This is a genomic window from Mammaliicoccus sp. D-M19 (assembly GCF_022386695.1).
GTDB lineage: Bacteria > Bacillota > Bacilli > Staphylococcales > Staphylococcaceae > Mammaliicoccus > Mammaliicoccus sciuri.
In genome coordinates, this window is sequence record NZ_JAJNHW010000001.1 from 867,760 (window position 1) to 880,303 (window position 12,544).

General features: G+C 32.0%; 14 protein-coding genes. 5 read left to right on the forward strand and 9 right to left on the reverse strand.

Translation table 11 applies throughout. The annotated features are described in order from the left end of the window. Nucleotides 1-37: 37 nt before the first annotated feature. A complete protein-coding gene (locus LQ675_RS04435; RefSeq protein ID WP_239726575.1) occupies nucleotides 38-1,540 on the forward strand; it encodes a glycosyltransferase in 1,503 nt (500 codons plus the stop codon). Nucleotides 1,541-1,593: 53 nt separating this feature from the next. On the opposite strand, the gene LQ675_RS04440 is transcribed toward LQ675_RS04435, so the two are convergent. From LQ675_RS04440 to LQ675_RS04465, 6 genes are all read right to left on the reverse strand, one after another. After that, nucleotides 1,594-2,634, reverse strand: a complete 1,041-nt coding sequence (locus LQ675_RS04440) for a HAMP domain-containing sensor histidine kinase (RefSeq protein WP_048541661.1) — start codon at nucleotides 2,632-2,634, stop codon at nucleotides 1,594-1,596. Next, a complete protein-coding gene (locus tag LQ675_RS04445) occupies nucleotides 2,635-3,315 on the reverse strand; it encodes a response regulator transcription factor (RefSeq protein ID WP_239372231.1) in 681 nt (226 codons plus the stop codon). 5 nt (nucleotides 3,316-3,320) lie between these two features. Further along, complete coding sequence (locus LQ675_RS04450; protein ID WP_048541657.1) at nucleotides 3,321-3,758, reverse strand: DoxX family protein; 438 nt, start codon at nucleotides 3,756-3,758, stop codon at nucleotides 3,321-3,323. 71 nt (nucleotides 3,759-3,829) lie between these two features. Continuing rightward, nucleotides 3,830-4,276, reverse strand: a complete 447-nt coding sequence (locus tag LQ675_RS04455) for a DM13 domain-containing protein (RefSeq protein ID WP_152291848.1) — start codon at nucleotides 4,274-4,276, stop codon at nucleotides 3,830-3,832. A 92-nt stretch (nucleotides 4,277-4,368) separates the two neighbouring features. Next, complete coding sequence (gene rpiA / locus LQ675_RS04460; RefSeq protein ID WP_275590016.1) at nucleotides 4,369-5,076, reverse strand: ribose-5-phosphate isomerase RpiA; 708 nt, start codon at nucleotides 5,074-5,076, stop codon at nucleotides 4,369-4,371. A 104-nt stretch (nucleotides 5,077-5,180) separates the two neighbouring features. Next, nucleotides 5,181-6,323: an NADH-dependent flavin oxidoreductase gene (locus LQ675_RS04465; RefSeq protein ID WP_075577677.1), complete on the reverse strand. Its 1,143-nt coding sequence runs from the start codon at nucleotides 6,321-6,323 to the stop codon at nucleotides 5,181-5,183. A 317-nt stretch (nucleotides 6,324-6,640) separates the two neighbouring features. On the opposite strand from LQ675_RS04465, the gene LQ675_RS04470 reads away from it, so the two are divergent. The 4 genes from LQ675_RS04470 to LQ675_RS04485 are packed head-to-tail and all read left to right on the forward strand — an operon-like array spanning nucleotide 6,641 to nucleotide 10,167. After that, the gene (locus LQ675_RS04470) at nucleotides 6,641-7,087 is read left to right on the forward strand and encodes a PTS sugar transporter subunit IIA (protein WP_078355076.1); all 447 of its coding nucleotides are present in this window, start codon (nucleotides 6,641-6,643) and stop codon (nucleotides 7,085-7,087) included. Nucleotides 7,088-7,097: 10 nt separating this feature from the next. Next, nucleotides 7,098-8,510, forward strand: coding sequence for a PTS fructose transporter subunit IIC (locus LQ675_RS04475; protein WP_239726574.1), 1,413 nt, complete (start codon nucleotides 7,098-7,100; stop codon nucleotides 8,508-8,510). Beyond that, on the forward strand, nucleotides 8,510-9,373 hold the full coding sequence (locus LQ675_RS04480) for a ketose-bisphosphate aldolase (protein ID WP_078355074.1): 864 nt from the start codon (nucleotides 8,510-8,512) through the stop codon (nucleotides 9,371-9,373). Before LQ675_RS04475 ends, LQ675_RS04480 begins: the two co-directional genes overlap by 1 nt. A 23-nt stretch (nucleotides 9,374-9,396) precedes the next feature. Continuing rightward, nucleotides 9,397-10,167 carry a DeoR/GlpR family DNA-binding transcription regulator gene (locus tag LQ675_RS04485; RefSeq protein WP_078355073.1) on the forward strand — a complete coding sequence of 257 codons (771 nt, stop codon included), beginning with the start codon at nucleotides 9,397-9,399 and terminating at the stop codon, nucleotides 10,165-10,167. A gap of 272 nt (nucleotides 10,168-10,439) precedes the next feature. Here LQ675_RS04485 and LQ675_RS04490 read toward each other — a convergent pair whose 3' ends face one another. Genes LQ675_RS04490 through LQ675_RS04500 form a run of 3 tightly spaced genes read right to left on the reverse strand, consistent with a single transcriptional unit; the run spans nucleotide 10,440 to nucleotide 12,544 of the window. Next, the gene (locus LQ675_RS04490) at nucleotides 10,440-11,798 is read right to left on the reverse strand and encodes a PTS ascorbate transporter subunit IIC (protein ID WP_239726573.1); all 1,359 of its coding nucleotides are present in this window, start codon (nucleotides 11,796-11,798) and stop codon (nucleotides 10,440-10,442) included. A gap of 19 nt (nucleotides 11,799-11,817) precedes the next feature. Further along, nucleotides 11,818-12,102, reverse strand: coding sequence for a PTS sugar transporter subunit IIB (locus LQ675_RS04495; RefSeq protein WP_025906341.1), 285 nt, complete (start codon nucleotides 12,100-12,102; stop codon nucleotides 11,818-11,820). 1 nt (nucleotide 12,103) lies between these two features. Next, nucleotides 12,104-12,544: a PTS sugar transporter subunit IIA gene (locus tag LQ675_RS04500; protein WP_048541650.1), complete on the reverse strand. Its 441-nt coding sequence runs from the start codon at nucleotides 12,542-12,544 to the stop codon at nucleotides 12,104-12,106.

Genomic DNA, 12,544 nt, shown 5'->3' on the forward strand with positions numbered 1-12,544 from the left:
TATGTATATAAAATTTTATTTTGTAGGTGATTTCAAAGTGAACTATTTTATTGTAAATAATATCAATCATAAAATAACAGGTATTGAAAAGTCTGTCATGAACAGGCTAAAATTATTTAATGATTTCAACTTGGAAGCTAAAATTATCACGTTAGCTTGGAATTCAAGTTTACATAAAAATGCCCATACATTCGGCGTAAGTAAACAAGTCTTTTCAATGTATGATTTTTTCCAGGAATCGATCAACGTTCAAATTAATACGGTTAGAGACTGGATAGCATTTTGGGAAGATGACCTTAATTATGAGATTAAATATGTACCTAATACAAATGATTTAAGAGTTTATCAAAATGGTATAAGAATTATATATGCAAGTTTCCGTGATTCGGACTATAAATTATTAGACTATGTTAACTACTTTGATACGAGAAATGTAAAAATGAAACGAGAATATTACGATTCTAGAGGTTTCTTAAGTCGTGTTAGATATATGCGTACTAAAGAAATGCCTGTATGTGATACGTATTTAACACCGAGCGGAAAAATAAAGCTTGAAATTTACTTCGATCCATATCAAGAAAAAGAAGTTGTCACTCGAATAATGCTCTTTGATTATAACGCAAAAGATTATACATTTGATAATACAAATGAACTAACAGCATTCTTCTATGAACAGTTATACAAAGACGGTGACTTGTTCTTTAGTGATAAGACAGCCATCACTTCTCCACCATTTTTAATCACAGACAAAAAAATACCGGTTATTTCTGTATTACATAGTACACATGTGAAGAATAACAATGATATAGATGGTTCAGATATTAAAAATATTTATAACTGTGTCTTTAATAACTTAGACCGTTTTTCTGGTATTTTAGTATCAACTGTTCAACAAAAGAAAGATGTAGAGAAACGTATTCAATCGAAAATACCTGTCTTTAATATTCCAGTTGGATATGCTCAACAAAAAGAACCGAATTTTACACCTGTTGTGCCTGATGGTCCTCTGAAATTAATGTCCATTGCACGATATGCTCCTGAGAAACAACTTGATCATCAAATTCGACTCGTCAATAAACTGAAAGACGATTTCGACGAAATTGAACTGCATTTATTTGGATTTGGTGGCGAATTGAAAAAACTAAAAGAATTAACTGATTCATTAAATTTAGAAAAACATATTAAATTCCGTGGATTTATACCTAACATTACTAATGAAATGCATCATTTTCATGCAAGCATGATTACAAGTAATATGGAAGGATTTTCGTTGGCATTACTAGAATCTTTATCAAATGGGTTACCTGCAATCAGTTATGACATTCCCTATGGACCTAGCGAACTGATAGTTAATGGTAAAAATGGTTACCTTGTTCCTAGAAATGATGAGGACAAACTTTATGAAACCGTTAAGTCTTATTTAAGTAATCCTGACCTTCAAAAAACATTCCGAGACAACTGTATGACAGAATCACAAAAATATGCACAAAGTGAAATTATTAAGAAATGGGTTCATTTATTAGGTGAAGTGACATCATAAATTCAAATAAGAACCCCCAATTCAGAATGATGAATTGGGGATTCTTGTTTAAGTTATTTCATAGGTACTGTTAAATAAAATGTTGTACCGACGTCCTCTTTACTTTCTACCTTTAGCTGACCATCCATTTGTTCAGCCAAATTCTTCGCAATATATAAACCTAAACCTGATCCACCCGTATCTTTGTTTCTAGATGCTTCAACACGATAAGTTCGGTCAAATATACGATGTAAATGTTGCTCGGCGATACCTGGACCATCATCGGAAACAGCAATGCATATATCACTGTCTTCTTTCGTAACTTTAATTTCAATCCTCGAGCCAAGTTGTGTATATTTAAATGCATTATCTAAAATATTCATGAGTATACGTTCTAATGGTACTTTATATTGTTTGAAGTAAGTAATATCTTCACATAAATTAACGTCTATCGTGCGATTTTCACTAACTATTTGTTGTTCATAAGATTGTAAAAGTGTCACAAAGAGTTTATCTAAATAAATCGTTTCTAATGGATAATTATGTTTGTGATCATGACTAATTTCCATCACACTAGTCAGCTCATCAAACATCATAGAAATTCTTTGAGATTGTTTAATTAGGACACTATATGCTTTTTGTTGTTCATCTGATTGATTGATAATCCCCTCTTTTAAACCTTCTGCATAGGACGCAATACTCGATAATGGTGTCTTTAAGTCATGTGTTAAATTTTGTACCATTTCACTTTTTTCTTGTTGTTCATATTGAACTTGTTGTATTTGCGCTTCAATATTACGAGCCATAGTCTTAAAGGCTTCACTTAACTCTTTCATTTCTTTCGGACTATCTATTTTTATAGCTGTTTCACTATATTGTCTATTGGCTATTAATTTTGTTTGCTTATTCAACAGTCTAATCCGTTTAACTAATGGATTAATAAACAACATACAAATAACTGTCGTTAAACAACTTGAAATGATCGCGCTAATCGTCAAAAGTAATGTTGTATGTGCATCAAACCACATCCATTTATATGCAATTGCTAGAATAATTGTCGTTAATACAATGCTACTGATAAATGCAGTGATAATTTGTGTTCGAATTGTAAGCATTTATTTCGCCCTTTCAAATTTATAACCTAATCCCCAAACGGTTTTAATAACATATTCATCATATTGATGCTGTTCTAACTTTTCTCTTATACGACGTATATGTACATTTACTGTGTTGGCATCTTCGTAATAGTCGTATCCCCATACTTTTTCGAGTAGTTCTGATTTAGAAATAACCATTTTCTCGTGATCTGCTAAATACCAAAGTAAATCAAATTCTTTTACTCTCAATGATACTTCTTGATCATTTACTTTAATGATTTTTTCTTGTTTACATAATTGTAAAGATCCGAATGTTAAGTAATCTTGTTTATGATACTTTTGTGTACGATTTAATAAGTTATGCGCTCTTAGCACGAGTTCACGTGGGCTGAATGGTTTCTTTATATAATCGTCTGCACCTAACGTCAATGCATAGATCGTATCGTGTTCTTGCGTCTTAGCTGTTAAATAGATAAACGGAATGTCTAGTTCCTGTGTTTTCATTTCTTTAACGACATCATAACCGTTTTTTTCAGGCATCATAATATCTAATATCATTAAATCAATTGTGTCATTCAACTGATGAATGGCTTGTTGTCCATCAGATGCTGTCACAACTTGATGCCCTTCATATTCAAAATAAGTCTTACAAATATCTAGAATATCTTGTTCGTCATCTACAATTAATATATGCGCCATAATCTCTATCCCGCTTCCTTCTTCATAAACTTCTTAACAATAGCAGCTGCTGATAATTTACGTAAACTTCTGATATTTAATACAATTAATATAAAACCAACAAGTTGCAGTGGATACGTAAAAATCATATCTGCTAAAATGTAATTTATCATTATAAATATACCAAAAAGTGCTGCGTAATACTCCAGAAATCCGATAATTAAAGCTAATCCTAAAAATATTTCACCTAAAGGAATAACCCATTCCCATAAAGTCGTATAAGGTGCAATAATATGCTCAAAGAACCACTTGTACCACATTGGAGAATCTTGATTCTGAGCGATTACTTGCGTTAATCCTTGTAAACTGAAACCACCAGTTAATTTTTCATAACCTTGCATATAGATTAAATAGCCACTATAAACGCGTATGATTAAACATATGAATGTACATATCTTTGTCATGACATGCTTTCTCCTTCTATAAAGTTTAAGGGAAACTCAGAATTACTGAATTCCCCCTTAGTGAAACGTATTTATTTTAATTTAGCACTACCAAATTCAACATGTGCTTTATCACAATAAATTGTCACTTCATTATATTTAGACGTGTCCATGTCTTTTAAATCAAATGTTTGTTCCATCTTATCGTAGTCTACTTTATCAATTTTCATACCGTTTTTAACATCGCCATCTTTAGTTAAATAAACATGTAAGTCAGGTCCTTTTGATGATTTGAAATCTGATAGCATTAATTTACCATCTTTAATCATTGCTTTACCTTCTACTTTTTCACCATTCATAGATTCAAACATACCAGACATCTCCATGTCTTTCATGTTTTCTTTACTCATGTCTTTATCTTTCATTTCAGTTTTCGTATCCATCTTATCATCTTTATGCATATCATTATTACCACATGCACCTAATAATATACTTGTTGTTAATGCAAATGCTCCAAATGTTGTTTTAGTTAAGTTCATTTAACACATCTCCTCTTTAGTTGATATGTTAAGTTTATGCCCTATGTCATCAATAAACCATTAACTGTTTATTAACTACTATGAACTCATTATTAATTCTCGATTATATCAACACTTTGCGTTTCAGAACGACTCATGAATACTTTTTTCGTCATATTGATAAATAATCCGGTCTCTACAACGCCAATAATAGAAATTAAATCTTGATTTAATTGTTCTGGTTTATGAATCTCTCCAAACTCACAATCTAATATGTAATGATCGTTGTCCGTCATATATACATTTGAATCTTTCATTCGTAATGTCGCTTGGCAACCTAAACTTTCTATTGCACGTGCTGTGATTTCCCATCCAAAAGGCACAACTTCTACTGGTAACTTAAACTTACCTAATGTCTTAACGTATTTCGTTTCATCTACAATCACAATAAAATTATCCGTCGCATTCGCAACAATTTTTTCACGTAGTAGCGCACCACCACCACCTTTAATCAATTGAAGATTTTCATCAACTTCATCAGCACCATCTATAACTAAATCTAGATGGGTCACTTCTGAAAAATCAGTAAGCGGAATATGATGAATACGTGCTAATTCAGCAGTATCTTCAGATGTTGGTACACCTTTAATTTGAAGGCCATTTTTAACACGGTCACCTAACTTCTCAATTGCATAACGCATTGTTGAACCTGTACCAATTCCTATCGTCATACCATCTTGTATATCGTTAATCGCTTCATAAGCAACTTGTCTCTTAAGACCATCTTGATTCACATTGAACACCTCATTCGATTTTTTCAATTATTGTTTCAAGTTTAACACACCAAAAACATATGTTCAGAATACATAAAAAGCTGAGGCAAATTAATGCCCCAGCTTATCAAAACTATATATAAAATTATGGATTATTTAGTTTGAGAAGTTTCTTGATCAGTTCTTGGTAATGGGTAGAAACCTGCTACAAACTGTTTCCATAATGGGTCTGGTAAATCATGTTTATCTGCTCTTTCAGGATCGAATACAGAAACGATTTCGTCTTCTTTTCCTTGTTCGATTTTTGATACGAATTGGTAATCAAGTAATAATTCTCTACCAAGTGCAATGAGTGGTGCACCCGTTTCAAATGCTGATAATGCATCATCAGCAGTAAAGATTGAACCAATTCCTATTAATGGCACGCGACCATTTATCCATTCTAATAATAATTTAATACGTTCTTCACCTTTATATTGACCTTCTCTTGTTGTTGAATGAATATCCATTAATGACACATGTAAGTAATCAAGTGGTTTTTCAGATAAAGCCTTAACAAGTTGTTCTGTTAATTCCATAGAAATACCTGGAGATTCTACTTCTTCAGGAGAGAAGCGATAGCCTACGATAAAGTCAGGTGTTGCATGTTCACGTACAACTTTAAGCACAGCATCAATAACTGCTAAAGGATATTTCAAATGTTCGCCCCATTCATCATCTCTTCTGTTGTAATAAGGTGAGAAGAATTGATGAATTAAATAATGGTTAGCACCATGAATTTCAACACCGTCAAAGCCAGCATCGATTGCTATTTTAGTAGCGTTAGCAAAAGATTCAATAGTATGTTCAATTTCTTCTACAGTTAATGCTCTCGCAACATGTGTTTCTTGTTGTCCAAAGCCCTTCACTTCAACTTCACTAGGAGCAGCTGCTTCACCAGTTGGCGTTAATCCAGGTAATGACATCGCACCACCATGATGGATTTGAATTAAAGCTTTCGCACCATTTTTCTTCATAACTTCAGCTTGTTTCTTAAGCCCAGCAAGATCCGCTTCTTTAGATACAGAAGGCTGTCCAGGAAAAGCTTGGCCAAGCGGTTCAACATAACTCGCAGCAGTAATAGAAATACCTACATCTTGAGAACGTTTTTCTATATATGGAATTTCAATATCAGAAATTGTACCATCTTCATTTGATGAAATATGTGTTAATGGCGCAAGCACAAATCTATTCTTAACTTCCACACCATTCGGCAATTTTAAAGATTTAAATAAAGGTTCATATTTTTTGTTCATTTTCAATAACTCCTCCTTATGAAATAACACTATACCACCATCAGAAAATAACATGCCAATTTAATGCTTATAGAAATGGTATGAAATAGGAAGAATTGAAATATTATTTTAACAGTTGTAGATAACACAATTATATTTCTAGAACTCTTTCTAAAATTCAACATTTATATATGATTGATTTCGTTCATATTTATTAATTATTTGAACAATATTCGTTCTAAATGACATAAACCGTTCAAAGTATTGAACAGTTTGAATACAATTGCTATGCTTGAACACAATAAGTAAGCGCTTACTTATAAAGAGGAGGTGTTATTTTGAATATTACAGACCTTATTGATGAAAATACATTTATTTTTGATAAAAATATTAAAACTAAAGATGAACTCTTTACCTCACTTTCAGAGAGCTTATATCAAAATGGTTATTTAAAGAATAAAAACAAATTTCTAAAAGACTTGTACAAAAGAGAGAAACTAATTTCAACGGGAATTGAGGATGGTTTCGGGATACCTCACACAAAGTCAAAATATATAAAAAAACCTTTAATTACTTTTGCAAAAACGTCTGAATTGCAAGATTACACTGCACTAGATAACTCAAAAATTAACATAGTATTTCTTATTGCGTTACCTAAAAATGCACAAGATTCTCATTTATATTTATTAAGTGAATTAGCGAAGTTATTAATGGATTCTAATTTCAGAGAAAATATTAAGAGAGTTAATAATCCAGATGAAATATTAAACATTTTAACTTTATAGGAGGGATATTATGAATATCGTTGGTATTACTGCATGTCCTACAGGTATTGCTCATACGTATATGGCAGCTGAAAAACTTAACAAGGCTGCTAAAGAAATGGGTCATAACATAAAAATAGAAACTCAAGGTTCAAAGACAGATAATATTTTAACTAATGAAGATATTGAGAATGCAGATTTAATTATTATTGCTGTCGATAAAGAAATCGACTTACGCAGATTTAATGGTAGAAAAATCAAAAAAGTATCTACTGCACAAGCAATAAAAGACCCTAACAATATTATTGATGAAGCCAAAAATAATATTGGCTTAATAAGTGTTGAAACCAAACATGAGAATAATTCCAGAAGTAATAAGTCTGGTATATATAACCATTTCATGAATGGTGTAAATTACATGCTTCCATTCGTAATAGCTGGAGGAATTTTAATAGCAATTAGTTTTGCTTTTGGTATAAATGCTGCTGATCCCGAATCAGATTCATATAATAAGTTTGCTGCTGCACTTTCAAAAATTGGAGGAGATACAGCTTTTCAATTGATGGTTCCTGCTTTGTCTGCTGGTATAGCATCTTCAATTGCCGGTAGAGCAGGATTTGCACCAGGGTTAGTTGCAGGTACATTAGCAACCGTCGATGGATCTGGTTTTTTAGGTGGAATGATTAGTGGTTTAATGGCTGGGTATGTTACAAACGCATTAGCTAATAAAATTAAAATTCCAGCTTCTATTTCTGCACTTTACCAATTAATCATTGTCCCTTTAGTATCAATTTTAATAGTTGGATTAGCCATGATTTTTCTTATAAATACACCAATATCTTGGTTACTTGAGGTATTAACAAATTGGTTAAATAATCTAGGTAAATCTTCAGGTATTTTATTTGGACTTTTAATCGGTGCAATGATGGCAGCAGATATGGGTGGTCCAATAAATAAATCTATTTCTACATTTTCTATAGGTTTGATGTCTGCAGGTGTTAATGCCCCTATAGCAGCATGTATGGTTGCAGGTATGACTCCTCCATTAGGTTTAGCCTTGGCTACTTTGCTATTTAAAAATAAGTTTACTGATGAAGAAAAAACATCTGGAAAATCTTGTTGGATATTAGGTGCATCATATATAACAGAAGGTGCCATTCCATTTGCAGTGGCTGATCCACTAAGAGTAATACCAAGCTTAATAATCGGATCTGCTACTGCAGCTGCTATATCTATGGGCGCAGGTGTTACCTCTCTAGCTCCACACGGTGGAATTTGGATATTATTTATTCCAAATGTCATAAATCATTTAGTTATTTATATAATTGCAATCATTAGCGGAACTATTGTAACAGCGTTATCTGTTGGATTCTTAAAGAAAAGAGTCTCGCTAGAACAGGAAATGAAATCTAAAGAAATTATTAAAAATAAGGTGGAGATATAATGTTATATAATATGAAAAACTTACTAAAAGTCGCAAATGAACAACATTTTGCAGTTCCAGCATTTAATATTTGTAGTTTTGATATGCTTAAATCAATTATGGAAAAAGCAGAAGAGTTAAATTCACCAGTCATTTTGGAAATTCATCCAGATGAAATTCAATATTTAGGTGATAATTTCGTATCTGTAGTGAGAGCATATGCACTGAATAGTAAAGTTCCTGTTGTCATTCATTTAGATCACGGTGGCTCATTATATGATGTTACTAGAGCTATAAAAAATGGATATACCTCTGTTATGATTGATGCATCAACAAAACCTTTTGAGGAAAATATTGAATTAACAAAAAAAATTGTAGAACTAGCACATAATGTTGATGTTTCGGTAGAAGCAGAGTTAGGTACAATAGGTAATAACGGATCATCTGAAGGTGGTACTGATGAAATAATATACACTGACCCAGATCAAGCTGAATACTTTGTTAATGAAACTAATATAGACACTTTAGCTGTAGCAATAGGAACTTCTCATGGTCTATACCCTAAAGGAAAAAAACCTAAATTAAATATAGAGTTATTAAAAGAAATCAATAACCGATTGTCTATTCCAATAGTATTACATGGAGGTTCTGGCAATCCTGATGAAGAAGTAAAAGAATCTATACTGTATGGTGTTGGTAAAGTTAATTTAAGTTCTGATTTAAAAAGTGCCTTTTTTAATGAAGTAAGAAATACACTAAGTAATAATAAAGATTTATATGAACCTAATGAAATTTACCCTATAGCTAATAAAAAATTAAAAGAAGTAGTAGAGTATAAATTAAATCTGTTAAATACTACTGGAAAAGCAAAATTATATAAATAACCACAAAAAAAGGTGGGCATTTCATGTTAAAAATTATTGAAGAACGTCAGCAAATTATAATAAATCATTTAAAAATTGTTCAGTTTGCAAGAATTCAAGAATTAATTGAATTAGTTAAATATAGTGAGGCTACTGTTAAGAGAGACTTAATTGATTTAGAAAAAAAAGGTCTCGTAAGAAGAACACGTGGTGGCGCAATGATCATAGATAATCAAAAAATAGATTTACCTTATTTAATGAAAATTATTAATTTTAATGAACAGGATAATAAACATAAACTTGCCGAATCCGCTAAATCTCTTATTAAAGATGATATGCTAATATTTTTAGATTCAAGTACAACTACTTTACATCTTGTAAAAATGTTATCTAAATTTGAAGGATTACAAATTATTACTAATGGTGTACTTACAGCATCATTATTATCGGAATTCACAGATGCACAAATAAATATAATAGGTGGAACAGTTGTAAAAAAAAGGAACACTATTAATGGTGCCAAAGCATTTAATGATGCTTTAAATTATAATGCTGATATTTCATTTGTTTCATGCAGAGGATTCGATTTCAACAAAGGTGCTAGCGAAACTACCGAAGGAGAAGCACTTATTAAACAAGCTTTCAGAAAAAATTCTAAGCATTTAGTTTTATTAGTAACTGAAGATAAATATAATAATAAATACTTGCATAAAAGCTTATCATTACATGATATTGACACTATTGTCACTGATTATAATCTATCAAATGAAGACAAAAAATTATTTGATAGAAACAATATTAGGATTATAAACTAAATAAAATATAAAGAGACCAAAACTAGGTCTCTTTTTGATTGTCTTTGAATACTGATGATTGATAGACTTTATAGCTCATTTCATTATTGAGATATCTTGTGAGTTTACTACGCCTTTAACTCACATCTTTCGCTATCTCATGAGTTTATTCCAACTTTAACTCACATCTTTAACAATCTCATGAGTTTACTTCGCCTTTAACTCCCAGTACACGAAAAAACTGAACTTAATTTAATAAGTTCAGTTTTTCCTAATATATCCTAAGCCTTTTTCTACTTTTCTTCGGATAGTTTTTTATTTGAACGTTGTTGTAATAATACAGCAACTGCTCCAATGATAACAATGATTGCAATAACACCTGCGATTCCTAGGAATTTCGCGATATAACCGACTACAATTCCGACTGCTAAGAAGTCTGTGTCTGAGAATGTAGTGGATGCTGCGCCTAAATCACCCATGAATGGTAATAGTAATAATGGTAAGAATGTTACTAAGATACCATTTAACGCTGAACCTGCGATTGCACCTTTAATACCACCTCTTGCATTACCGAACACACCTGCTGTTGCACCTAAGAAGAAGTGTGGGACAACGCCTGGTAATATAACGACGCCACCAATTAAGAACATAATAAACATACCGATGACACCTGTAATGAAACTTACAAAGAATCCAATTAATACTGCATTTTGTGCATAAGGAAATACGATAGGACAGTCTAATGCTGGTTTCGTATTTGGTACAAGCTTTTCAGAAATACCTTTAAATGCTGGTACAATTTCAGCTAAGATCAGTCTAACACCTGTTAAAATGATAAACACACCTGCAGCAAATGTCACGCCTTGAATAACAGAGAAGACAATAAAGTTAGTGCCATCACTTAATTCAAAATGAACGAAACTTGGACCTGCAAATAAAGCTGCTATGATATATAGAACAATCATTGTTAGTGAGATACTAATTGTACTTTCTCTTAAGAAACTCAATCCTTTAGGGAAGTTAATATCTTCTGTTGATTTTGATTTCCCAGAAAATAATTTACCAACTTCTCCTGCTGCCCAATAACTAACTGTTCCAAAGTGACCAATTGCTACTTGATCAGAACCTGTAATTTTCTTCATTGTAGATTGACCAAGTGCAGGTAATACAGCCATAATCAATCCTAAAATAATGGATCCCATGACAACTGTCATCGTACCTGTAATGTTACCAACAGTTAGAAGAATCGCTAGAAACGCTGCCATGTAAAATGTATGATGCCCTGTTAAGAAAATGTATTTCAAGTTTGTAAATCTTGCTATAAAGATATTAACTAGCATACCGAACATCATAATTAATGCTGCTGTTGTACCATAATCTTTCAGCGCAATTGATATAATGGCTTCGTTATTTGGCACGACGCCTTGAACACCAAATGCTTCTTGAAACATTTTCCCAAATGGTTCTAGTGAATTTGTTACGACGCCTGCCCCAGCACTTAAGACTAGGAAGCCGAGTATCGTTTTAATTGTGCCTGACGTAATGTCTGCTGCTGATTTCTTTTGTACAATTAAACCGATTAACGCGATAAGCGCTACGAGTATAGCTGGTTGACTAAATACATCTACAAAAAATCCTAAAATTGAATTCATGTTGGTGTCTCCCCTTTGCTTATAATATGTTCAATCCTTTTAATTTTTCTTCTAGTTTGTTTTGTAATTCTTCTTTGTCTAAAATGTTATCTAACACGACTACTTCACCTAAACGTTGCGCATTCTCTTCTAAGTCTCTTCCACAAATAAATATATCTGCCATATCTGGACTAGCTGTCATAATATCACTGTGTTCTACTTCTATATCAGATGGTGCTTGTAAATTCTTCAAAGCTTCTTGTGCATTCATTTCTACCATGAAACTACTTCCTAAACCGTGTCCACATACTACTAAAATTTTCATATTAATCATTCTCCTTAAATATATTGATAATTTCTGATTTACTGTTTGCGTCAATCAATGATTGAACTGTTTCTTTGTCGCTTAAAATAGTTGCTAATTTCCTTAAAATTTCAAGATGTGCTTCGTTATCAATTGCGCTTAAGACAAATATTAACGATGCATAATGGCTATTATCCGAGAAATTAATATGTTCATTTAATTTAAGTAAGCTTAATCCTACTTTATGAACATCATCATTCGGTCTTGCATGTGCAATCGCAATCTCTGGCGCAATAACAATGTATGGTCCCATATCATGCACACTTTGAATCATTGAATTGATATAAGCTTGATTAAAATAACCCACTTCCAATAACGGCTGAGCTGCAATTTGAATACTCTCTTCCCAATTGGATACTTTTTCTTTAATTTGAATGTGTTCTTCTTTTATAATCAAGGTCAA

Coding starts and splice junctions, on each gene's coding strand:
- LQ675_RS04440 (WP_048541661.1), bottom strand. CDS start 2,634: ATGCTTACAATTCGAACACAAATTATCACTGCATTTATCAGTAGCATT.
- LQ675_RS04445 (WP_239372231.1), bottom strand. CDS start 3,315: ATGGCGCATATATTAATTGTAGATGACGAACAAGATATTCTAGATATT.
- LQ675_RS04450 (WP_048541657.1), bottom strand. CDS start 3,758: ATGACAAAGATATGTACATTCATATGTTTAATCATACGCGTTTATAGT.
- LQ675_RS04455 (WP_152291848.1), bottom strand. CDS start 4,276: ATGAACTTAACTAAAACAACATTTGGAGCATTTGCATTAACAACAAGT.
- LQ675_RS04465 (WP_075577677.1), bottom strand. CDS start 6,323: ATGAACAAAAAATATGAACCTTTATTTAAATCTTTAAAATTGCCGAAT.
- LQ675_RS04475 (WP_239726574.1), top strand. CDS start 7,098: ATGAATATCGTTGGTATTACTGCATGTCCTACAGGTATTGCTCATACG.
- LQ675_RS04480 (WP_078355074.1), top strand. CDS start 8,510: ATGTTATATAATATGAAAAACTTACTAAAAGTCGCAAATGAACAACAT.
- LQ675_RS04485 (WP_078355073.1), top strand. CDS start 9,397: ATGTTAAAAATTATTGAAGAACGTCAGCAAATTATAATAAATCATTTA.
- LQ675_RS04490 (WP_239726573.1), bottom strand. CDS start 11,798: ATGAATTCAATTTTAGGATTTTTTGTAGATGTATTTAGTCAACCAGCT.
- LQ675_RS04495 (WP_025906341.1), bottom strand. CDS start 12,102: ATGAAAATTTTAGTAGTATGTGGACACGGTTTAGGAAGTAGTTTCATG.